General features: G+C 57.3%; 19 protein-coding genes, 1 rRNA gene and 2 pseudogenes. 13 read left to right on the top strand and 9 right to left on the bottom strand.

Going from position 1 to position 24,767, the window contains the following annotated elements; genetic code table 11:
• Positions 1 to 56 precede the first annotated feature (56 nt).
• Positions 57 to 437, top strand: a complete 381-nt coding sequence (locus tag ABIB42_RS06965; protein WP_005667783.1) for a SirB2 family protein — start codon at positions 57 to 59, stop codon at positions 435 to 437.
• Positions 438 to 483: 46 nt separating this feature from the next.
• On the opposite strand, the gene ABIB42_RS06960 is transcribed toward ABIB42_RS06965, so the two are convergent.
• From ABIB42_RS06960 to ABIB42_RS06945, 4 genes are all read right to left on the bottom strand, one after another.
• Positions 484 to 1,482: a tetratricopeptide repeat protein gene (locus ABIB42_RS06960; protein ID WP_005667781.1), complete on the bottom strand. Its 999-nt coding sequence runs from the start codon at positions 1,480 to 1,482 to the stop codon at positions 484 to 486.
• A 182-nt stretch (positions 1,483 to 1,664) separates the two neighbouring features.
• Positions 1,665 to 2,039, bottom strand: coding sequence for a DUF5329 domain-containing protein (locus tag ABIB42_RS06955; protein WP_005667779.1), 375 nt, complete (start codon positions 2,037 to 2,039; stop codon positions 1,665 to 1,667).
• A gap of 112 nt (positions 2,040 to 2,151) precedes the next feature.
• Positions 2,152 to 5,733, bottom strand: a complete 3,582-nt coding sequence (locus ABIB42_RS06950) for an ABC transporter permease/M1 family aminopeptidase (RefSeq protein WP_429248132.1) — start codon at positions 5,731 to 5,733, stop codon at positions 2,152 to 2,154.
• 10 nt (positions 5,734 to 5,743) lie between these two features.
• A complete protein-coding gene (locus ABIB42_RS06945; RefSeq protein ID WP_005667776.1) occupies positions 5,744 to 6,661 on the bottom strand; it encodes an ABC transporter ATP-binding protein in 918 nt (305 codons plus the stop codon).
• Positions 6,662 to 6,899: 238 nt separating this feature from the next.
• Between ABIB42_RS06945 and ABIB42_RS06940 the strand changes: the two are divergent.
• From ABIB42_RS06940 to ABIB42_RS06910, 7 genes and pseudogenes are all read left to right on the top strand, one after another.
• Positions 6,900 to 7,841, top strand: a pseudogene (locus ABIB42_RS06940) (YifB family Mg chelatase-like AAA ATPase); the annotation flags it as partial.
• A gap of 345 nt (positions 7,842 to 8,186) precedes the next feature.
• Entirely contained in the window at positions 8,187 to 8,432 is a 246-nt protein-coding gene (locus ABIB42_RS06935) for a helix-turn-helix domain-containing protein (protein ID WP_429248186.1), read from the top strand.
• A 117-nt stretch (positions 8,433 to 8,549) separates the two neighbouring features.
• On the top strand, positions 8,550 to 9,668 hold the full coding sequence (locus ABIB42_RS06930; RefSeq protein WP_429248131.1) for a DNA cytosine methyltransferase: 1,119 nt from the start codon (positions 8,550 to 8,552) through the stop codon (positions 9,666 to 9,668).
• 12 nt (positions 9,669 to 9,680) lie between these two features.
• Positions 9,681 to 10,496: an FAD-dependent thymidylate synthase gene (thyX, locus tag ABIB42_RS06925; protein ID WP_429248130.1), complete on the top strand. Its 816-nt coding sequence runs from the start codon at positions 9,681 to 9,683 to the stop codon at positions 10,494 to 10,496.
• Positions 10,497 to 10,499: 3 nt separating this feature from the next.
• Entirely contained in the window at positions 10,500 to 11,576 is a 1,077-nt protein-coding gene (locus tag ABIB42_RS06920; protein ID WP_429248129.1) for an HD domain-containing protein, read from the top strand.
• A 1-nt stretch (position 11,577) separates the two neighbouring features.
• Positions 11,578 to 13,395 carry a hypothetical protein gene (locus tag ABIB42_RS06915; RefSeq protein ID WP_429248128.1) on the top strand — a complete coding sequence of 606 codons (1,818 nt, stop codon included), beginning with the start codon at positions 11,578 to 11,580 and terminating at the stop codon, positions 13,393 to 13,395.
• The gene (locus ABIB42_RS06910) at positions 13,392 to 14,360 is read left to right on the top strand and encodes a hypothetical protein (protein WP_429248127.1); all 969 of its coding nucleotides are present in this window, start codon (positions 13,392 to 13,394) and stop codon (positions 14,358 to 14,360) included. Before ABIB42_RS06915 ends, ABIB42_RS06910 begins: the two co-directional genes overlap by 4 nt.
• 376 nt (positions 14,361 to 14,736) lie before the next feature.
• Here the strand turns inward: ABIB42_RS06910 and ABIB42_RS06905 are convergent, their stop codons facing one another.
• The 3 genes from ABIB42_RS06905 to ABIB42_RS06895 form a co-directional block, all read right to left on the bottom strand.
• Positions 14,737 to 16,557 carry a tyrosine-type recombinase/integrase gene (locus ABIB42_RS06905; protein ID WP_429248126.1) on the bottom strand — a complete coding sequence of 607 codons (1,821 nt, stop codon included), beginning with the start codon at positions 16,555 to 16,557 and terminating at the stop codon, positions 14,737 to 14,739.
• Positions 16,558 to 16,559: 2 nt separating this feature from the next.
• Entirely contained in the window at positions 16,560 to 17,912 is a 1,353-nt protein-coding gene (locus ABIB42_RS06900) for a hypothetical protein (RefSeq protein WP_429248125.1), read from the bottom strand.
• 278 nt (positions 17,913 to 18,190) lie between these two features.
• Positions 18,191 to 19,354: a tyrosine-type recombinase/integrase gene (locus ABIB42_RS06895; protein WP_429248124.1), complete on the bottom strand. Its 1,164-nt coding sequence runs from the start codon at positions 19,352 to 19,354 to the stop codon at positions 18,191 to 18,193.
• Positions 19,355 to 19,432: 78 nt separating this feature from the next.
• On the opposite strand from ABIB42_RS06895, the pseudogene ABIB42_RS06890 reads away from it, so the two are divergent.
• A pseudogene (locus tag ABIB42_RS06890) lies at positions 19,433 to 20,026 on the top strand (ATP-binding protein); the annotation flags it as partial.
• Positions 20,027 to 20,043: 17 nt separating this feature from the next.
• Here the strand turns inward: ABIB42_RS06890 and ABIB42_RS06885 are convergent.
• Complete coding sequence (locus tag ABIB42_RS06885; protein ID WP_312183662.1) at positions 20,044 to 20,994, bottom strand: GlxA family transcriptional regulator; 951 nt, start codon at positions 20,992 to 20,994, stop codon at positions 20,044 to 20,046.
• Between the two features lie 248 nt (positions 20,995 to 21,242).
• Here ABIB42_RS06885 and ABIB42_RS06880 point away from each other — a divergent pair, with 248 nt between their 5' ends.
• From ABIB42_RS06880 to ABIB42_RS06865, 4 genes are all read left to right on the top strand, one after another.
• Positions 21,243 to 21,773 (top strand): hypothetical protein, encoded by a 531-nt coding sequence (locus tag ABIB42_RS06880; RefSeq protein ID WP_229410043.1) that lies wholly within the window; start codon positions 21,243 to 21,245, stop codon positions 21,771 to 21,773.
• A 7-nt stretch (positions 21,774 to 21,780) separates the two neighbouring features.
• Positions 21,781 to 22,515, top strand: a complete 735-nt coding sequence (locus tag ABIB42_RS06875; RefSeq protein ID WP_184240445.1) for an ABC transporter ATP-binding protein — start codon at positions 21,781 to 21,783, stop codon at positions 22,513 to 22,515.
• Positions 22,512 to 24,047, top strand: coding sequence for a putative ABC transporter permease subunit (locus ABIB42_RS06870; RefSeq protein WP_429248123.1), 1,536 nt, complete (start codon positions 22,512 to 22,514; stop codon positions 24,045 to 24,047). Before ABIB42_RS06875 ends, ABIB42_RS06870 begins: the two co-directional genes overlap by 4 nt.
• Before the next feature lie 76 nt (positions 24,048 to 24,123).
• Positions 24,124 to 24,465, top strand: coding sequence for a DUF1840 domain-containing protein (locus ABIB42_RS06865; protein WP_040778602.1), 342 nt, complete (start codon positions 24,124 to 24,126; stop codon positions 24,463 to 24,465).
• Between the two features lie 216 nt (positions 24,466 to 24,681).
• On the opposite strand, the gene rrf is transcribed toward ABIB42_RS06865, so the two are convergent.
• A 5S ribosomal RNA gene (rrf, locus tag ABIB42_RS06860) occupies positions 24,682 to 24,767 on the bottom strand; the annotation flags it as partial.

The raw sequence follows: 24,767 nt of genomic DNA, 5'->3' as shown, positions 1-24,767 counted from the left end.
CGCCCGCGGGCCGGGTTCGGGCATACTGCCGGGGTCGCAACCAACCCGACCCAACGATGAGTTATTACGCCCTCAAGCATATCCACATGACCTTCGCCGTGGTGAGCGGCGCCCTGTTCCTCGTCCGCGGCCTGTGGATGCTGGCCGCATCGAAGCGCCTGGAGCAGCGCTGGGTGAAGATCGCGCCGCATGCGATCGACACCCTGCTGCTGGCCAGCGCCATCGGCCTGGCGGTATGGAGCGGCCAGTATCCCGGCCAATCGCCGTGGCTGACGGCCAAGCTGCTGGCCCTGGTCGCCTACATCGGCCTGGGCACGGTGGCGCTCAGGCGCGGCCGCACGCGCCAGGTGCGCGCCCTCGCTTTCGTCGCCGCGCTGGCCTGCTTCGCCTACATCCTGGCGGTGGCGCTTACCAAGAATCCGCTGATCGTCGCGTGAATCGAAGCGTGAATCGAAGCGTAATTCGCCATCCTCCGGTCGGCCATCAGCGCCGCTGCAACTGCGCCAGCTGCGCCGTCACCTGCCTCTTCTCGCGCCGCGCGAGCGGCGGAACGCCCGCCAGCGCCGCCTGGTAGGCCGCGATCGCCCGCGGCCGGTCGCGGCGCGCTTCGTAGACTTCGCCCAGCGTCTTGTAGACATAGGGCTTGGGGGCGATCGCCGCCGCCCTCTCCAGCTGCAGCGCGGCGTCGGCCAGCCGCCCCTGGGCGCGCGCCACTTGCGCCAGTCCGTAAAGTCCATGCTCGCCGGACGGCAGCCGGCGGTTCAGTTCCTGGAACAGCCGGACGCTCTGCGCATGGCGGCCGGCGTCGAGGTGGGTGCTGGCCAGGGCCAGCAGCAGCTCGCGCTCGCTGCCCTGCACCAGTGCATACTGCGTCAGGTCGGCCGCCAGGATGTGCTGCTCGGCCTCGTCCAGTTTCCCCTCGTCGAAAGCGCACATGGCGCGCATCAGCCGGGTCAGGTCGGGGTCGAGGCGGCGCGCTTCGGTGGCCAGTTCGCGTGCGCGCACTTCGCTGCCGCCCAGGAAGAACGGCGCGTCGAGATAAAAGCTCATCAGCGTCACGCGGGCGCGGTAATTCATCGGATCGAAGCGCAGCGCGCGCTCCAGGGTGTCGCGCGTGGCATGCGCATTGCGCACGAACGCGACCAGGCCGCCGGCGCGCGACTGCGCCAGCATGACGTTCCCCAGCGCTTCGGCGCAGAGGCTGCTGTCCGGATTGGCCCCGACGCAGCGCTCGGCCGCGGCGCGCGCCTGCGGCAAGTCGTCCGGCTCGCCCCGGGCGATGCGCACGTCGACCGACGCGGCCAGTGCCGTCGGATCGGTGGCGTCGCGCGCCAGCCTGGCCTGGATCGCACTGTTCGCCTCCTGATAGCGCTCCTGGTGCACCAGCCGTGCGATCGGATCGGTCTGGGTGGCATGTGCGGCGCCATCCCATGCGCCCAATAGCAATACCGGCACCCACCATGCCCAGCTCTTAGCCAGCATTGCATTTCCTCTCGTCGGGACCCGGCCCTTTCCGTGGCGACCGGTACCGCTTCCGCAGTCAGATAGTGTTGCTATTTAATATAGAACAAATCCTCACACGAAAGTTATGCACGAGTCAATGCGGTGGGGATACCCATGGTGACGATCGTTGCGCGCCAGCCGAATTCTTCGGATGCGCGAACTCAGCGGGATGGGCGCGCGGCGCGATACTTCGCCAGCTCGGCCTTGAGCCAGGCTGCGCTGGCGACCGGCGCATTGCCGCCGCAGCGGACCAGGTAGGGCTTGCCGCTGAGGCTGCTTTCGCTGGCGGCGCGCGCGATGAAATCCTCGCTCGAGGCGACCAGGTCGCGCTTGAGCAGGTAGTCGTATTTGCGCTGGAGGTGTTTCGCCGCTTGCGCGGCGTCGTGCCAGCTGCCGTTGCGCTGGAAGCTGCAACCGGATGCGGTCAGGTAGCCGATCAGGTGCGCGATCTCCTGGCGCGCGGCGGGGGCCGGCGCGGCGAGGGACGACAGCGGCAGGATGGCGAGCAGAAAGGCAGCGACGACAGGTTTCATCATGAGCGGCGAAAGAACGAAGAAGTTCCAGTATGCCGCGTTTGCCGTCCACGCGTCGCCTCCCCCGCCATGGCCTGGCCGAACGGCCGGACCATGGCGGCATGTTCGCCCCGGATCACTCGATACCGACCTCCTTGCGGTTGTCGCGCGACACGCGGTCGATCATCTTGTTGTAGGGATCGACGCCCACCTCGAACGGCTGCTCCTTCACCGTGACCGTCACCACCGGATTGGCGCCGGACAGCACGCGCTTCTCCAGGAGCAGCACTTTTTCGTCGGCTTCCCTGGCCCCTGCGGCGCGGGCGAACACACCGATCTCCACCGGCTCGTCGTAGGCGCGCGCGGTTTCCTTGCCCTTGCCGTCGGCCTCCATCTTGGCCAGGTGCAGCGTCATCGTCACGTCCCACTGGCCATCCGGGCGCTTCTTCGCCGTCGCCTGCGTCACGCGGTTATCGTAGAACACGATTTTCTCGAACATGTCCGAGATCAGGGCGTGCTTGTCAAGCGGCGCCTCCGCGCGGATGTAGTCGAGCAGCTCCTTCGAGGTGGTGAACGGCGACTCCTGGTAGCCCTTGTCTTCGAGGAAGCGCTTGAGCGCGCGGTTCAGCGCCTGTTCGCCGATCTCGTCGCGCAGGCGGTAGAAGATCAGGCTGCCCTTGCGGTAGTGGATGTAATCCTGGTTTTCCACGCGCATGAGCGGCAGCTCTTCGATCACCTCGCCGCCGCGCGAACGCAGGTAGCGATCGAGCTCGTAGCGCAGGAAGCGGCGCATCTGGTGGCGTCCGTACTCCTTCTCCATCACCATCAGCGCCGAGTACTGCGACAGCGATTCGATCAGCATGCTCGCGCCCTGCACGTTGGCGGCGGTGACCTGGTGGCCCCACCACTGGTGCGCCATCTCGTGGGCCGTCACATAGAACACGTAGTCGATGTCTTCCTTGTCGCGCAGGTCGGCGATGAAGCCGATCGACTCCGAGAACGGGATCGTGTTCGCGAACGACTGGGCGAAGGCCTGGTAGTTGGGGAACTCCAGGATGCGTACCTGCTTGTGCTGGTACGGCGTGAACTCGGTGGTGAAGTAGTCGAGCGACTTGCGGGTGGCCTCGATCATCCGGTCCACGTTGTAGCCGTGCTTGGCGTCGTGGTAGATCTCGATCGGGATGCCGTTCCAGTCGCCCTTCTTGACCTGCCAGCGCGCCGACAGGTAGGCGAAGAACGGCATCATCTTCTGGTCCATCTTGTAATGGTAGTAGTTGCGGCCGTTCTCCTTCCACGATCTTTGCAGGTAGCCCGGCGCCAGCGCGATCTGGTCGCCGCTGGTCGACACCGTGGTCTCGAAGCCGATCCAGTCCGCGCCGCCGCCGAACATGGAGTCGACGCGCGCCGCCTCGTCCTCGAGCTTGGCCATGCGCTGCGGCTCGCCCAGCCCGCGCTTGCGGCGCTCGTTGCGCTCTAGCAGCTCGTAGTCGGCCTGGTAGCCGAGCATCGGGAAGAACTCGTGATTGTTGAAGAACGTGCCGTTGAGGTTGAAGGTGTCGGCCTTGCCCGAATTCGAGAAGCCCTGGCGATGCGCATCGATCGTGAAGTCGAGCGGCAGGCGCGCGCCCGGCGCCAGGGGTGCGGCCAGCTTCAGGATCCTGAAGCCCGATTCGGTGTCGTCCAGCACCACCTGGTGCGGCGGCAGCTTGCCCAGGGTCGTGACGACGTCGGGAGTGAACTGCAGGCGCAGGGTGTCGAGCGGCTTGTCGGTCTTGTTCTCCAGGACGTAGCTGCCCTTGACCGTCACGCGGCGCTGCTCCGGATAGATGTCGACCGCGGCGCGCACGTCGATGACCTTCGGATGCGGCAGGTCCTTGTACTGGCGGTAGTTCTTCTCGTACCGGGCCTGCTTGTCCATGCTCACGTTCTTGGCTTCGTAGCCGCCCAGGGTCACGGTATTATGGAAGATCCAGCCGCCGACCAGGGCGAAGGCGATCGTGCACAGCGCCAGCGCCACGCCGGCGCCTCCGCGCAGGCGGCGGCCCGCTTCGCGCACCCGCACCCGCCACGCGACCGACAGGCCGCGCACCCAGAAGGCCTGGGCCACGATCAGCGCCGCCAGGCAGAACAGGGTCCAGTACAGCGCGAACCAGGCCCAGCCCGTGACGAAATGGCCGAAGCCGTTCATGTCCGAATACGGCGTCTCGGGCAGCAGCGCGATGTTGTACAGATTGTGATCGAAGTGCATCACCGACAGGACGATCTGCGCGATCAGGAGGACGATCACCAGCAGGTAGCCGATGAATTTGTTGTTGGTGACGACCTGCAGCACGATGGCGATCAGCGCCATCAGGACGAACGGCAGGCCGGCCATGAACACGCCCTGGACGTACACCCCGAATTCGACCGGCGCCCCGCCCCGGAACAGCTGGATGGCGATCGCGGTCAGGATCCCGGCGAACAGGAACACCAGCACCACGCCCACCAGCGCCAGGCTCTTGGCGACCAGCGGCGCCCAGTTCGGCGCCGGCATGGCGTCGCTCACGTCGGCGATCCTGGCCTGGCGTTCCTTGAAGATCAACTCGCCCGCATAGAAGGTGACGATGACAATCAGGAGGAAGTTGAACGACCCTTTCAGCAGTTCGATCATCAGGTGCGTGCGCGGATAGACGTCGGTGCCGAACATCTCGTCCAGCACGCTCGCACTGCCGACCATGTTCAGCACGCCGAACAGCAGCAGCACGAGGAATGGCACGCTTCTGAACACCGCGACGGCGTCGAAGGCGAAGATGTGCCAGCACTGGGCCCAGCGCGTGGCGCCGGTAAACCGCGGCGCGACGCGCGGCAGGGCCACCGTCACCGGCACGAAGGCCTGCGCGGCCTGCGTTTTGGCCTTGCCGAACAGGCGCTTGCCGGTGCCGGCGCGCTGCGGCTTGAACAGGGCCAGGGTCAGGCCGACCAGCACCAGCGCCACGGCGCTCCACAGCAGGCGGTTGGCCAGCATGTAGCCGCCAATGTCGGGCAGGCCGGCATTCGATTCGGCGGTCGAGAAGTAGCGCGTGGCGCGGCCGAGCGCGCGCAGGCCGAAGGGATCGGCCAGCACGGCGATCCATTCGTTGTCGATGTTCGAAGTGAAGCTGCCGGCGACGATCCACAGCACGAAGAAAGCCATCACGCCGACGTACACCATCATGATCGAGCGCGTGGTGGCGGCCAGCAGCATCAGCAAGGCGCCGATGAAGAACAGGTTGGGCACGACCAGCACGCCCAGCGCCCACAGGTAGGCCGCGCCGGGGAATGGGCCGACCCGCTGGACATCGATCCACGGCATCAGGGGACCGAGCATCGTGCCGAGCACGATCATGGCGAAGATGAGCAGGCAGGCCACCAGGCCGGCGGCGAAGCGGCCGATCAGGTAGTCGCGCTTTTTCATCGGGGTGGCGAACAGCATGTCGGAGATGCCGACTTCGGCGTCGCGCAGCACGCCGCCGGCGATGAAGATGGTGACGACGAACATCGACATCAGGCTGAAGATGCCGAGCAGCTGCGCGACCACGGTCGGCGCATTGCGGTTGACGTTGCCGATGCTGCCGCCGACCTGGATCGCATCGCTGGTGGTGGCGCCGAAGGCCAGCGCGCCGAAGATCAGCGCGCACACCCACAGCAGGGGCTGGCGCAGCTGGAAGTCCAGCTCGAACTTGAAGAATTCTCTCAGCATGCCGCCCTCCTCACGCCGTCACCGGCGCAGCCTGGGCCGACGCCGCCTGGCCGGCCGCGCGGCTGGCATTGCGGATCTGCAGGAAGTAGACGTCTTCCAGGTCCGGCTCGACGCTGACGAAACCGTCGTCCGGCTGCGACTCGGCATAGACGTTGATCTGCGGCCGGCCCGCCACCAGGCGGGTGGACAGCACGTTGAAGCGCTCCTGGTATCCGGGCAGCGCTTCCTGGGTGACGGTGCGGCGCCACACGCGGCTTTTCAGGGTGTCGATCGCGGCCTGCGGCTCGCCCTGCAGCAGCACCGTGCCCTTGGCGATCATGGCCATGCGCGGACACAGGTCGGTCACGTCCTCGACGATATGGGTCGACAGGATGACCACCACCTGCTCGCCGATCTTGGCCAGCAGGTTCAGGAAGCGGTTGCGCTCGTCGGGATCGAGGCCGGCGGTCGGCTCGTCGACGATCACCAGGCGCGGCGCGCCGAGCAGCGCCTGGGCGATGCCGAAGCGCTGGCGCATGCCGCCCGAATAGGTGCCCAGGCCGCGCTTGCGCGCTTCCCACAGATTGGTCTGGTGCAGCAGGGCTTCGACGATCTCCCTGCGCTCGCCCTTCGCGGTCAGGCCTTTCAGGACGGCGAAGTGGTTCAGCAGCTTTTCGGCGCTGACTTTCGGATAGACCCCGAAGTCCTGCGGCAGGTAGCCGAGCTGGCGGCGCAGGCTCTCCTTGTCCTTCAGCACGTCGAGGCCGTGGAAATGGATGCTGCCGCTGTCGGGGTCCTGCAGGGTGGCGATGGTGCGCATCAACGAGGACTTGCCGGCGCCGTTCGGTCCGAGCAGGCCGAACATGCCGTTCGGGATCTCGAGACTGACATCGTTGATGGCCTTCACGCCATTGGCATACGTCTTGTTGAGCTGCTTGATCGATAACATCGGCGGTGACTCCTGGTCTGTAAATGGTGGCAGATATTTCCTTGCAGATAATGTAGCGGTAGTGGAATGCGATGTTAGGTTTTTGTGACAGGCGGTAGAAAAGCCGGAATGGACGACGAATTCGGGGGCATATGCGTACGCCATGCAGCGCGAATACGCATGCCTGTCCGCACGCAACAGATGCCGCCGCGCGCGCCGTACGATAGGGCCTTCCCAGCGTTCATGCGGAAGGAACACTATGAGTCTGGCCGTCCTGAGAAGCCGCGCCCTTGCCGGCATGGAAGCGCCCGCCGTCAACGTCGAAGTCCACTTGGCCAACGGCCTTCCTGGCATCGCCATCGTCGGCCTGCCCGATACCGAAGTGCGCGAAGCGAAAGACCGCGTGCGCGCGGCGCTGCAGAATTCCGGCTTCGACATCCCGGCACGCCGCATCACGATCAACCTGGCGCCGGCCGACCTGCCGAAAGAATCGGGCCGCTTCGACCTGCCGATCGCGCTGGGCATCCTGGCCGCCTCGCGCCAGATCCGCGACGATGCGCTGCATCGCTACGAATTTGCGGGAGAACTGTCGCTGTCGGGTGAGCTGCGCCCGGTGCGCGGCGCGCTGGCGATGGCGTTCGCGATGGCGCGCTCAGGCAAGGACGAGATGCGCGACGACGAAATGCGCGCCTTCATCCTGCCACTGGCCAATGCCGACGAAGCGGCCCTGGTCGAGGCAGCCGCCATCCACCCGGCGCGCACCTTGCTCGAGGTCTGCGCCCACTTCGCCAATGCGCCCGACGCGCCGAAGCTGGCGCGCCACCATGGCCCCGGCCTGTCGCGGCTGCCTTCCTATCCCGACTTCGCCGAGGTCAAGGGCCAGCAGCATGCCAAGCGCGCGCTCGAGGTGGCGGCAGCCGGGACCCATTCCGTCCTGCTGGTCGGCCCGCCGGGCGCGGGCAAGAGCATGCTGGCGGCGCGCCTGCCCGGCCTGCTGCCGCCGATGAGCGAGGCCGAGGCGCTCGAGTCGGCGGCCGTGCAATCGCTGGCCGGCGGCTTCGCGCCCGAACGCTGGCGCCAGCGGCCGTTTCGCAGTCCGCATCACACGACGTCCGGCGTGGCCCTGGTCGGCGGCGGCAACCTGCCGCGGCCGGGCGAGGTGTCGCTGGCGCACCACGGGGTGCTGTTCCTCGACGAGCTTGAACTTAGGTAGTCAAGTACAAGGTGTCTGTTATCTCTTTATTATCGTTCAAGTGTTGTGCTGTCTTCGCCCGGCACGCTTCTCAACAGCTTCTCCGATCAGCTCAACAACCAAGCTAGGGACACTGACACTTTTACGTTGAAGCAATGTGGAGGCTGCAGAAAGGTTCAATAAATCCTCATATAGAGTGACTGGGACCCTGATTAAAACTGCCTTCTTTTTCTCGACCACTACGGAACTATTCATCGTTGTCTTGCTTATGTAAATATAGAATGTTGCAAAGGAGAAACCAAATGGGCCGCGGATGCCGTGGCCTATTTTGCACGAAACCTCGACCATGCGGCAATGGAAACCGCAGAGAGACCATTCGATGGCAGCCAGGTCTTACAGGCCGTTGGCAAGGCAATTCGTGCTATGCGTCTTGAAAAAGGTATCTCACAAGAGGAGCTTTCATATTTATGCCAACTCGACCGTAGCCACATGGGGCGTATCGAACGCGGCGAGCGCAATGTGTCGTTCTTCAATCTCCTCCGGATTTCGCGTGGCCTACAATGCAAACCTTCGGATATCCTCCTCCGTGCAGATCTGTAGGTCCAGCATTCGCCTGGTGAGTGCTGTATGATCGTCCGCAACCTCCCCTAACACCACCACACTGCGACCTGATATCCTACGTACAGAGCGCGCCAGCTTGTCTCCTAGTACTCTTGCTTGACGGACATACAAAAGCATGGCAACTTCGCCATGGCGCATGCTATTTTTGTATGGACATTTATGCAAGGAATCGACTTATTCAGCGGTGCTGGTGGCATGTCTATCGGTGCCGAACTGAGCGGTATTGACGTGGCCTACGCGGTAGAGCTTGACAAGGCAGCAGCAGCAACTTTTCGGCTGAACCATCACACAACTTGTCTTTTTGAGAAGGACATCCGCCGGGTTACAGGAGATGAATTCCTGAATCTTGATCGTCGGCAGCCTTCTATCGTGTTTGGTGGACCTCCTTGCCAAGGCTTCTCTACATCTAATCAAAAGAACAGAAATTCTGAAAATTCAAATAATTGGCTTTTCAAAGAGTATTTCAGGCTTGTCAGAAAATTATCTCCAGATTGGGTCGTTTTCGAGAACGTCAAAGGCCTTTTAGAAACTGAAAACGGCTATTTCTTGGACGAGGTATTGAAAGGTTTTAAGCGCGCGGGGTACACGACTAGCCATTTTGTACTTAACTCAGCCGACTTTGGCGTTCCCCAACGGCGCAATCGCTTGTTTATCGTAGGGTCAAAACACGGCACAGCTTTACCAATGCCCGAACATACTCATAAGAAACATGTAACTGTTGCAGAAGCTTTGGAAGATTTGCCATTGTTGAAAAACGGGGACAGCGTAGACGAGAGAGAGTATTCCAGGAAAGCACGAACCCGTTATGCAAAATTAATGCGTAGCGATCTTATCAAGTGCCATAATAATATCGTAACACGTAATTCAGAAATAATAATTAATCGATATAAGCATATACCGCAGGGCGGCAACTGGGAGAATATTCCAAAGCATTTAATGGAAAATTATACGGACGCTTCTCGATGCCATACAGGCATTTATCGACGCCTAAAAAGCGATGAGCCATCGATAGTTATCGGCAATTTCCGAAAAAACATGTTGATACACCCGGTAGAAGATCGCGGCTTATCAGTACGCGAAGCGGCACGCTTACAATCATTCCCTGACTCGTTTCGGTTTGCAGGATCTATTGGTTTTCAGCAGCAACAAGTAGGAAACGCGGTCCCTCCGCTATTAGCCAAAGCCGTGTTTGAACAAATATTAAAATTCTCCTGATGAGGTAACATTTTGGCACGTATAAATGTTGTTGCTGCAGACGAACTAATCGATAAAGAAATACAAGTCTTAGACAAAGGTTTTGTCCGATTAGTAGACTATATGGGCGGCGATGCTCGGATCGTTCAGTCGGCGCGAGTTTCCTACGGAGCTGGCACGAAAACAGTGCGAGAAGACTCAGCCCTCATCGACTACCTCTTAAGGAACGACCATACCTCACCATTCGAGCAGGTGATATTAACCTTTCATATCAAAACTCCAATTTTCATTGCTCGTCAGTGGATCAGACATCGTACCGCTCGAATAAATGAAATATCAGGGCGCTACAGCGTCATGAAAGATGATTTCTATATTCCCATCGAAGCTGACGTAAAACCTCAAAGCAGTAATAATAAACAGGGTAGGTCAGAACAAGAATTACCTGCTGAGGTAGTGCAGAATGTTCGTCAGACTTTATCTAGCGACCAGGCCTTACTTTACAAACGATATGAGTCTTATATTGAGACCGGCGTCGCGCGTGAACTGGCTCGCATTAACTTGCCCTTAAGTCTATATACCGAATTTTATTGGCAGATTGATTTACATAATCTTTTCCACTTCTTGCGCCTACGCTTGGATTCACACGCACAGAAGGAGATTAGAGATTATGCTAGGGTTCTTGCCTCTGCCGCTGAGGCAGTCGCGCCTCTTGCGTATCAAGCTTTTGAACGCCATATCGTCAAAGGTAGAAAAATTTCTGCGGAAGACGTAGAGCAGTTATTGGAATTAATCGAAAAGAGCGGCGAACCAGGGATGCAGAAATTAAAAGAAAAACTAGAAGGCAAATGACGTATGACTGGAAATTTTGACCCCTTTGAGCGTTTCGTTCAGCAGCAACTGGCCAACGCTAATGGAAATCTGCCAGATCCGAAAGTAAATTATTGGGATCAATATACGCACCTACTGTCCGGCCTACGGCAGTACGTGTATCCACACGTGAATGCTGGTCTTGCTTCGCTTTCGAAATCGCCCGGAATATACACTGACCACGGCCCTGATCATTTTGACGAAGTTGTCAGATACGCTGGACTTCTTCTCTCGACGCCTGATCGTCAAAGCTATCACGGTCTTGAACCGTATGAGTACTATCTATTGTTATGTGCGATTCGTCTTCATGACGCAGGAAACATAGGTGGTCGAGAAGCGCACGAGACGCGCGCGGCAGACGTGCTTGCGCAGTACGGTGGAAATATCGTTCATAATTCCACAGACTTCTACTTAATTTCTTCTATCGCCCAAGCTCACGGCGGCAAGCGGCTTGATGGGGACAAAGATACCATTAGCGAATTGCCTGAAGACAAATATCCCGTCGGTGGAACCACAGTTCGTCCGCGGTATGTCGCAGCACTTGTGCGGTTTGCAGACGAGATTTGTGAACACAGCAATCGCGCGTCACATCATATGATGCGAAACGATGATCTGCCCGATCATAACAAGCTATACCATTACTACGCCAAAAGTATCGTGGGCGCTGTTCCAGATAGAACAAGTAAGTCGTTTCGATTAAATCTCCAGATCGACTCAGCATATCTCAAGAACAAATACCCTACGCCAACTGCGCCGGGGCAGGAAACAGTATACAAATATTTGATTGACGAGGTGCGCGAGCGAATCATAAAACTCGATCTAGAACGGATATACTGCAATCAATTTTTAGATCCAAGCTTGCAAACCAACCGTATTGAAGTATCTATTCAGATAACTAAAGCGAAGGCAATTGCCGGCGGAGCTGTTTTGCAGCAAGGCGTATTAGCGACTTATACTTACAAGATCCCGCCTATGTATGGCTATCCAGCGAACTCCTCAGTCTGGCAGGATGACGAGTTCTTCGGCGAAAAAATTGCCGCTAAAATTCAGGAACAAACTTAATATGAACAATCCTTTTAGCGTATCCTCGCCGGAAATGATGGATGCTGCCGAAATGCGAAGGTTGTACGTTCCCCTCGCAGAGAATTTCGAGATAGACAGCGCTGGGCATATGTTCTTGCATGGCCATCGTGGCTGTGGCAAAAGCATGATGTTACGCCTGCTTGCTCCAGATTGTAAATTGATCGAAACGAACGGTACTCTTCAGTCGTTGCCTTACCTCGGAGTGTACGCAACAATCAAGTCTACCGATCTGAATATCGTTGAGTTCGAACGTATAAAAAATCAGTACGCGGGCCTAATCCTCGCAGAGCATTCGTTGAGCTTGTTCTTAGCCGCTAAAGTTCTGATGTCCTTAAGAGAGCATACCGGAACATATTTACAAAGTGAGCAAGCGCGGACTGAGCTTAACGCGTTTTTAACGAAATATGTATTCCAACGATTAAATCCCGAGGAACGTAACTCCGCACCTAATAGCGAGAGGTTAAACGACCCGCTGAAGCACGCGATGGATGCAATCGACGAGAAATATACCGAGCTCAGTGGTTATTTCCGTCAGCTGAGCCTAGCTGCTGACGAAAATAGTTACACTCCTTTTCAAGGGCGAGTTGTCGGCTATCGCGATTTCTTATTCCCGTTATGTTCATCGTTGACATCAATGAACTGCCTCCCAAACGGCCCTGTTTATGTGCTGCTAGACGATGCTGACAACCTTAACTCTCTACAGACGCAAGTTTTAAATACATGGGTTTCGTACCGCACGTCGGATAAACTTTGCTTCAAGATCTCGACCCAGCTCGGCTATAAGCATTACAGAACAACAAACGGCCAACGGATTGAGGCGCCTCACGATTTTCGTGAAGTGAACATCTCTACAATTTATACTGGCGGGTCGTCGAAAGGAGACTATCCCCGGTGGGTCGAAGACATCGTAACAAAACGTTTGAATGGCATAGGTATCCAAAGAACTGCAAGAGAGTTCTTCCCGGTTCCCGAAGCACAAGAGCAAGCGATCGAAAAAATAAAAGCGAAATATAAGGCCGATCACGCCGAGTCTGGGCGAGGCTATCGCCCAGGAGACGATGCGACACGATACGCCAGACCGGATTACATCAAAAGCTTACTTGGAACATCAAAACAGGGAAGCAAGTATCTATATGCTGGTTTTGATCAACTCGTCCATATTTCGTCCGGAATCGTTCGCTATTTTCTAGACGACGCAGCATCGATGTATGCGGCAGAGATGAAGCAAGCTCAGGTGAAAAATAATGGTGCGACTCCACCAGCAATTCAATGCATAAGTCCCTCTATCCAAGACGAGATCACACGAAACAGCGCTGATGCTCTTATGATGGATACCTTAGACAGACTTGAAGAAGAAGCAGAGTTGGAGGTCAACGCGTCGCAAAGTAAGCTGCTATTTCGTCAGTTGCGAAACCTAATCTTAGGATTAGGTGGAATTTTCTTAGAAATTCTTCTTTCGGACCGTTCGGAACGTAGAGTGTTTTCTATCGCATTAAGCGACACCCCTAGTGATGAAGTAGCGGCGGTATTGAAGCTTGCGGTACGTCACGGCTATCTTTATGACGGTGCCATTGGTAGCAAAGATGGGCGTTGGAGAACACGGAAATACGTCATGACCCGTAGGCTCGCTCCGCATTTTAAACTTGATCCAGCCGGCTTCGCAGGATATTTGTTTGTAACATCTGACTTGCTAGCAACAGCTATTCATAACCCTCGCAAAGCGATAAACAATTTCGTTTCTCAAAGACTTGGAACTGTCATTGATGAACAGCAGCTTACTTTGGAGCTTGATCAATGAACGAAAAGATTAAACTTGCTGACGTTGCCGCTCGAACAGGCGAAGTAGGCCTATTTATAACAACTGTTAGCTTTGAAAGTAGATGCAAATCGCTGTTCTTTGCCTTAAATAAAAACATCCGAAAAAGGCTGTTTTTCATCAATAAGGATGCAAGCTCTGCAAGCAATCGAAATTTAGAGGAAATGATCAGCGTTGATGTAGAAAATAGTCAAACAATTTCGCTCGATTTAGATCATCCAACTAGCAATGCGGATACGTTTCAATCAGTTCAATCGCTCATCGAAGAAGCACCTTCGGGAAAGATTTTTATTGATATAACGACGTTCACCCATGAACAGCTATTGATTCTGATGCATGTGCTTTCAAAAACCAAAATCACAAGAGAGATTATTTTCGGCTACACCGGCGCGGAGAGATATAGTACGAACACAACGCCCGAAAATGTCTGGCTCACAAAAGGGGTTGCCCAAGTACGTACAGTGCTTGGATATCCAGGCAAGTTTCTTCCATCCCGCCGACTTCACCTGGTCGTTCTAGTTGGTTTCGAGGTTGAGCGTGCGCGAATACTGATTGAACAGTTCGAGCCAACTATATTGTCATTAGGAATTGGTGGAAGGGCACACTCGGTGTCTTCCGAACACCATAAGACTAATCAGCGGTTTTTTGATGAACTAATTAGTTTTGTCGAACTTCGTAAGAGCGTTTTTTCACAAGTTCACACGTTTGAATTCTCACCAGTTGATGCAACGGCTACTAAACAATCGATACTCCAACATTGTCAGCAATTCGAGGCGAATAATACAGTTATCTGCCCAATGAATACCAAAATATCGACACTTGGAGCTGGCCTCGCCGCTATGGAGAATCAAAATCTGCAGATCTCATATTCACGCGCCATTACATATAATGAGCTAGGCTACTCGGAGCCTGCCGATAGTGCTACCATTTTTAACGCAGAGTTCTAGACTTTCGCTATGTGATCACTTTCTAGGCCGCAGAGTTCTTTTTGCGAGCTCTGCGCGCAGTTCTTGATTATGCAGTTGTTGCCGCTTCAGTTCCTCACTGAGTTCCAAAACTATGTACTGTAAGGCCTTTACTCTTTGACGGAGGACGTCAAGTTCGCTAATTACAGTAGGTGTAGGATTGAAGGACTCTAGAGACCTGCGCACGCGACGCCCCTCAAGCCCTTCCAAAAAGTCTTTATGGTTCGAATAGATGTTAGCACGGCTGACTCCTGCAATTCGACACAGCTCTGCTATTGATACTCGCCCGATGTCACCGTTAGCGCGCAAGAAGGTAACTGCCGAGTCAAGTCGCTCTCGAACTGAATTTTTAGTTGCGTTAACCACCATTAGTGTCTCCTCCCCTGCGAATTAATCTCGTAAGAATGAGTCTACTCTTCTGCATTTGATCTTCGACTAATCGTCTAGTCTGTGCTGAGATGCTTTTGTGCTGCAAGAAGTCCTCGGCGTCCGAAACGCGCCGTTCCCACCACGGAATATGGCGGTCTGTAACAGCGAAATTTGAACATGACGCGCAGATAGTGGGCGCTCTTTGAACAAGATCTGGGCCAGATTGGTTTCCACCACAAAGGCTAAGATCCCTCGCATAGACACAAAATCCCCAGTCACAGGGAGCAAGGATAACTCCTCCCTTTATCATGCGATCTACAAGCGATTCGAGGCTAATTTTTCCTTTAAATATTTCACTTGCCTGATCGTTACGTAAATCAGCAAGCCTCTCACCAGCCTTACCTCCCAAGTTATCTGATGATAGAAGCTCTAAGAGTCCGCGCCTAAGCTCAACTGCATCCTCTTCGTGAATAAGCTCTTCTAAATTGAAATCGTTCCCAACATACTGGCTATCTAACGTAGCGGCATAAATATGTCCGTAGTGATGAGCGATAGATTCGAGCGAGGACTTATCCCGGAGAACAACAAATTTCGCGAATGTTTTTCGCGCCCGGTGTGGGTGAAATTGCTTAGAAAGGTTGGGATCAGCAGTGTAGATTCTATGAATGGTCTGTTTAAGCAGATATGCCGCCGAACCAGTACCAAGTGGGCGTGGCTTTAACTTCCCGGTAATTTGAGATGTCCTCCAAATCCGCGCTAAGAATAAATGATCAACCTTGTAGAGTTCGCGAATATTTCTAAAAATCTTTTCAAGTAGTTGGACAAACTCAACAACAACTCCTGGCACCACCCATAGCCGTTCTACCCCACCTTTTTTCGCAGCAATTCCGCGTAGATACCAAAATCGCTTTCCGTTTGAATGTAACCGCTGAACAAGACAATCTGATCTAAGCGAAAGCGCTTCTGAAATTCGCATGCCCGAGAAAAAAAGTATAACGATTAAACATACTCCAACGAATTCTTTAAACACGTCGCTAATGTCCATTGGCACGCCTCGTTCCGTATAGGTGCCATATGTCACGTCCGATGCACCAGCGTACTCTAGCTCGGCATCTTTCACTAATACCTCAATGCTAGCGCGTCGCTGCCAACTGGTTTTCCCTACTAGGCCTCTTGAACCGTGCCAGAGTTTGAGTGCTGTTTCTTCAAGCGATAGACGATTGTCCATACGTCCGCACGCCGTACGAAGCAAACTAACTGCTGTGGAAATTTCTATAGGCATCCACCGTTGTCGTGGTCTCGCTGACAACATGATGTCATCAAATTCAATACTTCTAGAGGCGTCAAATCTGATAGGAGAGTCATAGTTTCCTCGAAAGCTCCACATCAATGAAAGCATTGTTATGTAGCTCTTCGTTACACTCTTCGATACACTTTGTTTGGCATCGTTATCGTGGTGAATCGTACTGTTCCTTGATAGAAGAAATTCATTTAAGTTACTCTGTGACAGGGAGCTAAAACGCCAAACTTTCTGTGAAATCATCCATAGAGTAAACGTTTTCAACCTAGTGAACATAATACGCACAGTTGAAGGGCTTATTCTCTTCCTGCCCCCTTCCATATAAGAAACCCACTGAGAAAAAAACTGACGAGCGCTTTTTCGCAAATATTCCCGCTGGTGCTTTGTCCCGACTCCGACCGGAAGAAACTGCAGCCAGCTTATAATTAGATAATCGTCTCTATATAGCGGGTGGGAAGCTAAGACCCATTTCTTCGGTCCAAGTTTTCGAACACTTAATAAATTAGACATCTTCACTCCAATTTTGGAAAAGGACGTTGTTTAGCCAAATCATTAGCGGCGTCTAGGACTTGTTTGCTTACAGCTGGCAAAAGCTTTGTTTCGATTACATCAAGCGTCGGCTTATACAGCGCATCAAATCGATCAAGCCAATTTTCCTGTTGAGCACGTTGGTTTGTATCGATTAATGCATCTCGAGAACGTAGTAAAGCCGCTACAACATCTATCCGATCTAGCGGCACCAGTGCGCCTGGACATCCAGCGCATCGGTTGAAATGGTCGCATGGCCCATCGGTGTTCTTTGTCGTACCGAATCCAGTCATCGGATCAGTGCATAAAAAACCAAAAACAGTATCTACAGGAGCAATCGCAATCTTCTTTCGGATTGGCGATCTTTCAGTACTTGGCAGATTCGGCGTAACTGCGTACGAAAGTGCACTTTGGTTCTCTGCAATAATTTGATCATGCTGTTCGCTCCGATCATTTAGATCGGTATAGCGTACTGTTGCGGAAACTGAACGGTGATTTAGCTTGTTTTTTGCGTGTAAAATCGAGCCGCCCGCTTTATGGTGTAGCACGGCGGCTGTTTTTCTCAGTTGTACGAACTTGAAAACTGGAAGACTGTGACGCTCTTGAAAGTCCGCGAGCGCAGCCAACCACGACCCTTCACTAGGGATGCCAACGCGGCCACTGTTGTAACAGATAAATAGTTTGGTTTTGTCAGCGCCGGGGAATTCAACAAGGGGGTCGTTTAGTCTTAGGAGTGTTCTGATCAAACTAGGCGCTGCGCTTGCCTTCTGCGCTGAGAAATCTGCCTGTTGAGTCCTATTACTTCGAGGCTTATCCCAATTGACCAGTTCCCTATCCTCCCTCAGATAGTTTGGTCTTATGCAGTCGCGCCTCATGTTTTTTACTGCTAACGGATTACCTGCTAATTGGAATTGAATTGCAATAAAGAATGGCAATAGATCACGCCGCGTTGGATAAATTGTCCTGACCAGTTTTCGTACGCCGCCGGCGTCCAGAACGCGCCGGATCAGATTATTTGAGCGCATTATTATTGCTTCCTGCGTCGGAAACCATCCTTTATTTGAATCGAGTAACTCGGCAATCAATAAGCTTCTTGGGGTTATACGTGCTGCAAGTTCCTCCCGCCCATTCCCTATTCTCTCAGAAATCTCGCTTATCTCCGCTAACGCGCAGGTCATGATTTTTTTAGATATCTCGCTGCTGAGCGCACTTAATGCTTTTGCCGGTTCACTGGCGAAGAATCTATGATCATAAATTACTTGCCCTGTAAACATTTGAGGGTAGTTTCGATCACACCATCTTATTAGGTTTTTAATTGTATTCCATGCCGCCTGCATGTAGTTCCGAGAGTAACTTTGGGGAGCCAACCACTCGTAGATTCCTGGCAATATGTTATTAGGCAGTCGAGTCTGATGGCTTTCCCCTGTCGAATTCAGGTATCTAGCAATCATCCTCACATGAATCCATATTCTATTCTGTGAAACTATCGCTGTGTGTCCGTAGAGAGACTCTTGTGCTTCGAGCATGAGAATTGCGATTTCGTGACTTATGCCTAAATCGAATGACCTGTCATCGAACTGTACAGGCGTAGGCGCCGTTTTAGCTGTACGCAGCATTAGAAGTCTCCATATAAAAAGCCTAATGCATCTTCAACTGCCGGAGAAATAATTTGCATGGTCCGAAGGTAAATATCCGTTGTCTCGATTGATGCGTGGCCCATCATTGATTGCAATATTTTCAGGGGATTTATTGCTGCACCTTTAGCAGCGCGATCTTCTAGTATTTGCAGAACCGTCACTGCAAACGTATGTCTTAGCATGTGAAGATGGGACTTCGCGCCAATTTCTTTACAAGCTCGAGCGTATGCTTTTGTGAACGAAGTTTTGCTAACTGGTCGCCCAAGCGCATTTATAAATAGGTATTGTTCACCGTCATCGTTTTGCTTGACGCGTTCACTGTTGATGTACCAAATTGATTCATCGATAAGTTCTCTTACGACGAAAATCTTTTGGATTCGCCCGCCTTTCCGAATGACATTTAGTTCCCCCAGCTTCCTCGAGGAACCTGTGCTGACGGCGGTTTCAATATCTTTTACGGTTAACCTACAAATCTCGGATCGCCTCATTCCAGTCGATACTGCCCAGCGGATCATGAGATCATATGGTCTCCCCAAGTTGAAATACAGCTGTTTCAACTGCGGTCTTGATATTTGTGACGGACTCGTTGTACTGGTTTTCGGAAGTGCAATTTGCACCTCATTTCTTGCGAATCGGCTTGAGCCTTGATATTTTTGCACCGGGGAGCTTGCGGTTATGAGTTGCTCGCCAAGCGGAGTAATTAGTGATTTATAACGCGCGCCCCATTTCAAGAATCGCAAGATCGTTCCCACGCGGAGATTTACAGTAGCGGGAGACAACCCTAATCCCCTTGGAGCTTTCATGCACAAAATGTTTCTGTATTCTTGGATGTCGATTTCGCGCGTTATATGTATGTCTCTACAATTTTGGTTCAGATAGTTCATCCATGCGACGAGAGACTCGGCATAGGCACGGCACGTGTCTCCCTCGACACTTCTGCTGCGCTGTGCACAGTAACAAAGAAAGGACGTTGCTGTTTCATTTAGGCGGCCGGATTTGTCTGCGATCACGTAAATGCGGTTCAGATTTCGGTGCCGTTGTGGAATGCTTTCCTCCACAATGCCGAGCTTACGTAGCTCTATGTGGACGCTATCTATCAGCGTTTCTGGAGAGAGCGCAACTATGTGGAAGTCGGGCTTCATCGTTTCCTCTCTATGCGATAGCGCAAATCTACAGGTGCTAGCACGTACTGTCAGCAGACAGACAAGAAAGAGTACCTAATGCCCGAGTTCGAGCGCCGCGTGCTGGAAGTGCTGCGCGAACCGCTGGAATCCGGATCGATCACGATCTCGCGCGCGGCCCACCAGGCCGATTTTCCGGCGCGCTTCCAGCTGATCGCGGCGATGAATCCCTGTCCCTGCGGCTGGCTGGGCCACGCCAGCGGAAAGTGCCGCTGCACGCCGGACGCCGTGCTGCGCTACCAGGGCCGCATTTCTGGGCCGCTGCTCGACCGCATCGACATCCAGCTGCCGGTGGCGGCCATGGCGCCGGATAGCATGGGCGCGCAGGCCGATGGCGAACCGAGCGCGAGCATCGCGCAGCGGGTGGCGCGCGCCCATGCGCGCCAGCTCGCGCGCCAGGGGCGACCCAACAGCCAGCTGGGGCCGGGCGCGATCGACCGTCATTGCGCGCCCGACGATGCCGGGCGCCGGCTGCTGCACGATGCCGCCCGGCACCTGCACTGGTCGGCGCGGGCCTACCACCGCGTGCTCAAGGTGGCGCGCACGATCGCCGACCTGGCGGACGTGGACGACGTGCGGTCGAAGCACGTGGCCGAGGCGATCGGATACCGGCGCGCGTTGCGCGACGATTGATCCGTCTGCGCCTTGGCCTAGACCGCCTGCTCGCGCGCCGCGCGCTTGATCGCCTGCGGCGGCTGGCCGAAGGCGCGCAGGAACGCGCGCCGCATGCGCTCGGGGTCGGCGAAGCCCGTCTCGCGGGCGACCACGTCGATCGAGTGGTTGCTGGTCTCGATCATGGCGCGCGCCGCCTCGACCCGCAGCACCTCGATCGCGCGCGCCGGCGATTGCCCGGTCTCGAGGCGGAAGCTGCGGCTGAACTGGCGCGTGCTGAGGTTGGCCGCCTCGGCCAGCTCGTCGACTGACAGCGGCCGCCGCAGGTGGCTCTTGGCGTAGGTGAGCGCCTGCTGGATGCGGTCCGATTTCGGCTCCAGCTCGAGCAGGGCCGAGAACTGCGACTGGCCGCCGCTGCGGCGGTGGTAGACCACCATATGGCGCGCGATGTGCTTCGACGCGTCCTTGCCCAGGTCTTCCTCCACCATCGCCAGGCACAGGTCGATGCAGGCGGTCATGCCGGCCGAGGTCCACACGCGGCCGTCGTTGATGTAGATGCGGTCTTCCTCGATGCGCGACTTTGGACAGGCGCGCTGCAGGTCGCGCGCCAGGGCCCAGTGGGTAGTGGCGCGGCGGCCGTCGATCAGGCCGGCCTCGGCCAGGATGAAGGCGCCGGTGCAGATGCTGGCGGTGCGGCGCGAGGCCGCGCTGGCTTCGCGCAGGAAGTTCAGGAAGGGCGCGCTCGACTTGAAGCCGACCGGGGTCATGATGCCGGCCACGATCAGGGTGTCGTAGTCGCGCCGGTCGAAAGCTTCGGTGAACACGCCGACGCCGGACGAGCTGGAGAGCACGCCGCCGTGCTCCGACAGCATGGTCATGTCATAGAACGGCCCGCCGTCGAGACCGTTGGCGATCTCGAACACGGTGGTGGCCATCAGGTCGAGCGCCTGGAAGCCGGGCGGGAACAGGAATCCGATTCTGCGTTTCATGATGATCCTGGAATGCGCAATAGAGAAAATAATACGCCAAGACGCGCCGGGCGGGCCGAAGTCCTCCATCTTTCGGTGGAGGCCGGGTCGCAGAACGTTCCAGCCGGGACCGATGCATACCCGTGATTCAGGACATCCGGACACGCCGCCATGTCCAGAGAATACCGTGGCCGCCCTCCCCCAAAAACGGCAAGGGAGGTAGCCGCTGCTGCTACTATCGTGCCATGCACCCCGCTATTGACCCATCCATGCGACCACCGAATCCGTTCCGCATGCGCTTGCGCTTCCTCGTCCCGGCCATGCTGGCGGCCAGCCTGCTGGCCGGCTGCAATCCCACCTATAACTGGCGCGAGCACACGAGCCAGGAAGGCCGCTACAAGATCCTGTTCCCGGCCAAGCCGGCCACCTTCACGCGCGCGGTGGACCTCGACGGCCTGCGGGTGGAGATGACCATGACGGCGGCCGAGGTCGACGGCGCCACCTTCGCCGTCGGCGCCGCCACGGCGCCCGATGCAGCGCGCGCCCGCGCCGCGCTGCCGGCGATGCGCCTGGCCCTGCTGCGCAATATCGGCGCCGGCGCGGAGGCGGCGCCGGCGCCGGTGGCCCGGGACGGCCTGCGCGTGCAAGCGACAGGCGCCGCCAACGGCAAGCCGATGCGCCTGCATGGCCGCTTCGAGGCGCGCGGCGAGCGCTTCTACCAGGTCATCGTGCTCGGACCGGCGAATGCGACGCCGCCCGAGCAGGTCGACCAGTTCCTGTCCTCGTTCGCGCCCCTGTGAGGCTTTCATGAATGCGCAACCACCCGCCCTGCGCCTGGCCGGCCTGCGCAAGGATTTCGGCCGTCCCGCCGTCGATGGCCTCGACCTGGTCGTGCGGCGCGGCGAGTTCTATGCCCTGCTCGGCCCGAACGGCGCCGGCAAGACCACCACGCTGCGGCTGGTGAGCGGCCTGCTGGCGCCGGACGCCGGCAGCATCGAGGTGCTCGGCATCGACCTGGCCGACGCGCCGGCGGCGGCCAAGGCCAGGATGGCCTACCTGCCGGACGAGCCGATGTTGTACGGGAAGCTCAAGCCTTTCGAGTACCTGGAATTCGTGGCCGGGCTGTGGGGCGTGCGCGCCGACCAGGCCGAGCCGCGCGCGCGTGAGCTGCTCGACTGGCTCGACCTGAGCCGGCATGCGCACGAGCTGACCGAAGGGTTCTCGCGCGGGATGAAGCAGAAGCTGGCGCTGGCCGGGGCCTTGATCCACGAACCTGAACTCCTGATCCTCGACGAGCCGCTCACCGGCCTGGATGCGGCGGCGGCGCGCCAGGTGAAGGACTTGCTGCTGGCCCACGTGGCCAAGGGCGGCACGGTGATCCTGACCACGCACATCCTCGAAGTGGCGGAGCGGCTGGCGCAGCGCATCGGGATCATCCGCCAGGGGCGCCTGATCGCCGAGGGCACGCTGGACGAGCTGCGCGCGCGCACCCGGGGCGGCAGCCTGGAAGACGTGTTCCTGCAGCTGACGGCCACGCCATGAGGGCGGCGCCGGGCAGCGTCGGCTGGCTGCTGCGGCATGAGCTGCGGCTGGCCTGGTTCAATGCCTCGGGCGCCGGCAAGCGGCGGCCCGGCAATGCGGCGATCGGCCTGGCGCTGCTCGGCTGGGCCGCCCTGCACCTGCTGGGATGGGTGACGGTGCAACGGCTGGCCGGCGTGGCGGGCGACGATCCGCGCATCCTGTTCGTCATCTCGGCCGTGCTGGCAGGCGGCGCGGCCTTGATGCTGTCGTCGGCGATCAAGTCGAGCGTCCTGGTGCTGTTCGAGCGCAGTGATCTCGACTTGCTGCTGTCGTCGCCCCTGCCCTCGTACAGCATCTTCAGCGTGCGCCTGGCCGGCGTGGCGGCCAGCACCGCCGCCGTGTACCTGTTCTTCCTGGCGCCGTTCGCCCATGCCGGCCTGCTGCAGGGGCAGTGGCCCTGGCTCGGCGTCTATCCGGGCGTGATCTCGGTGGCGGCGCTGTGCAGCTGCGCGGCGATGCTGCTCACGCTCGGCCTGGTGCGCGTGCTCGGCGCGCGCCGTACCCGCGTGGTGGCGCAGGTGATCGGAGCGCTGGCTGGGGCGCTGTTCGTCATCGCATCCCAGCTGCACTCGCTCTCGTCCAGGGAGTCGCAAGGCCGCGTGCGCGAGATGCTGGACGGCCTGTTGCGCCAGGATGGCATGGGTGATCACCCTTTGCTGCTGCCGGCGCGCGCCATGCTCGGTGAGCCGCTGCCGATGCTGCTGCTGGCCGCGCTGGCTGCTGTCGTGTTCGTGCTGACCGCGCGGCGCACCCACCGCTTTTTCGCGCATGGCCTGCAACTGGCGGCATCGGCGGCGCGCGCGGGCACGGCGCCCACGGCGCCGCTGCGCCCCCGCTTCGGGCGCAGTCTGTTCTCGACCGTCGTCGTCAAGGAGTGGCGCCTGATCGTGCGCGATCCACATCTGCTGTCGCAGGTGCTGCTGCAGCTGCTGTTCCTGCTGCCGCTGTTCTTCCTCATCTTCCAGCGGTCTGACGTGCAGGTGCAGGCGTTGGGCGCCGGACTGGCGCTGCTGTGCGGCTCGCTGACCGGCGCGCTGGCCTGGATCGCGCTGTCGGCCGAGGATGCGCCGGACCTGCTGCTGGTGTCGCCCGCGTCGCTGTCCACGGTGCGGCGCGCAAAACTGGCGGCGGCCATCATGCCGGTGCTGGCGCTGGTGGCTGTTCCGCTGCTGTGGCTGACCGTGCGTATGCCCGCCACAGGGCTGATCGTCTGTTTTGTAGTGGGCGGCGCCGTGCTGGGCGCCGGGCTGATCGTGTTCTGGTGCGGCCGGCCTGACGTGCGCAGCAACTTCAAGGGCCGCGGCAAGGGCGGCGTGGTGATGAACATGCTCGAGATGTTCAACAGCCTCGCCTGGGGCGCGCTGGGCTGGTTCCTGGCCGGGACGACGCGCTCGCCCTTGTCGGATACGAGCGCGCTGGCGGTGACGGGGAGCGGTGCGCTGGCCGTCGTGGTGCTCGGGGCCGCTTGGGTCCTGAGGGTGAAACGTGCCTGAGTTGTGCGAGCGCGCGCACTGTGCGCCTGCGTCAGTCGTGCTATCGTTTAGACACTAACAATACCAAGAGATAGCCATGTTGATTACCTTTAAATGCAGATCCTACCCAGAGGTCTTGATGTACCAGGAGCATGCCAAGCGCATCCTCGACCTGTTGCACAAGGAACCGGAACGCGGTGTCATCACCGCGGCAGAAGCGGAACGCGTGATCCCTCTGCTCGAGGCCGAGATCGAAGAGAGTCGCAAGCACCAGGCGACCGATCAGGTGGCGCAAGACGTCCAGGCGCACCATCGCGATGAAGACGACCACGACCATCAGCCGATCGAAGTGGTCACCTTCTCGGCACGGATGTATCCGCTGCTGGAAATGATGCGATCTGCGCGGGACAACAAGACCGATATCTTGTGGGGTGTTTGAGCTTCGCTTGATTCCAGGCTGGTTGAACGCGCCGGCAGCGCAGCTGCCAACCCTGTATTCGGATCAGCACCTGCCGTAGGGTTGGCGGCTCTGCCGCCGACGCGTTCGCCAGATGCATGCATTCCCGATCGTTAAACCAGATCCAGACGGCTTTCCAAGGCCGGAAAGCAAAAAAGCCCACTCAGTTCAACTGAGCGGGCTTTTTCTATATAACTAGCCTGACGATAACCTACTTTCACACTGGTTGCAGCACTATCATCGGCGCAAAGTCGTTTCACGGTCCTGTTCGGGATGGGAAGGGG

The sequence above is a fragment of the Massilia sp. UYP32 genome, assembly GCF_050434365.1.
Taxonomy (GTDB): Bacteria; Pseudomonadota; Gammaproteobacteria; order Burkholderiales; family Burkholderiaceae_D; genus Telluria; species Telluria timonae.
The sequence above is the reverse complement of the archived record's forward strand: the minus strand, read 5'-3'. Positions and strand labels throughout refer to the sequence as shown.

Coding starts and splice junctions, on each gene's coding strand:
- ABIB42_RS06965 (WP_005667783.1), top strand. CDS start 57: ATGAGTTATTACGCCCTCAAGCATATCCACATGACCTTCGCCGTGGTG.
- ABIB42_RS06960 (WP_005667781.1), bottom strand. CDS start 1,482: ATGCTGGCTAAGAGCTGGGCATGGTGGGTGCCGGTATTGCTATTGGGC.
- ABIB42_RS06955 (WP_005667779.1), bottom strand. CDS start 2,039: ATGATGAAACCTGTCGTCGCTGCCTTTCTGCTCGCCATCCTGCCGCTG.
- ABIB42_RS06950 (WP_429248132.1), bottom strand. CDS start 5,733: ATGCTGAGAGAATTCTTCAAGTTCGAGCTGGACTTCCAGCTGCGCCAG.
- ABIB42_RS06945 (WP_005667776.1), bottom strand. CDS start 6,661: ATGTTATCGATCAAGCAGCTCAACAAGACGTATGCCAATGGCGTGAAG.
- ABIB42_RS06935 (WP_429248186.1), top strand. CDS start 8,187: ATGGAAACCGCAGAGAGACCATTCGATGGCAGCCAGGTCTTACAGGCC.
- ABIB42_RS06920 (WP_429248129.1), top strand. CDS start 10,500: ATGACTGGAAATTTTGACCCCTTTGAGCGTTTCGTTCAGCAGCAACTG.
- ABIB42_RS06915 (WP_429248128.1), top strand. CDS start 11,578: ATGAACAATCCTTTTAGCGTATCCTCGCCGGAAATGATGGATGCTGCC.
- ABIB42_RS06910 (WP_429248127.1), top strand. CDS start 13,392: ATGAACGAAAAGATTAAACTTGCTGACGTTGCCGCTCGAACAGGCGAA.
- ABIB42_RS06905 (WP_429248126.1), bottom strand. CDS start 16,557: ATGTCTAATTTATTAAGTGTTCGAAAACTTGGACCGAAGAAATGGGTC.
- ABIB42_RS06900 (WP_429248125.1), bottom strand. CDS start 17,912: ATGCAGGCGGCATGGAATACAATTAAAAACCTAATAAGATGGTGTGAT.
- ABIB42_RS06895 (WP_429248124.1), bottom strand. CDS start 19,354: ATGAAGCCCGACTTCCACATAGTTGCGCTCTCTCCAGAAACGCTGATA.
- ABIB42_RS06885 (WP_312183662.1), bottom strand. CDS start 20,994: ATGAAACGCAGAATCGGATTCCTGTTCCCGCCCGGCTTCCAGGCGCTC.
- ABIB42_RS06880 (WP_229410043.1), top strand. CDS start 21,243: ATGCGACCACCGAATCCGTTCCGCATGCGCTTGCGCTTCCTCGTCCCG.
- ABIB42_RS06875 (WP_184240445.1), top strand. CDS start 21,781: ATGAATGCGCAACCACCCGCCCTGCGCCTGGCCGGCCTGCGCAAGGAT.
- ABIB42_RS06870 (WP_429248123.1), top strand. CDS start 22,512: ATGAGGGCGGCGCCGGGCAGCGTCGGCTGGCTGCTGCGGCATGAGCTG.
- ABIB42_RS06865 (WP_040778602.1), top strand. CDS start 24,124: ATGTTGATTACCTTTAAATGCAGATCCTACCCAGAGGTCTTGATGTAC.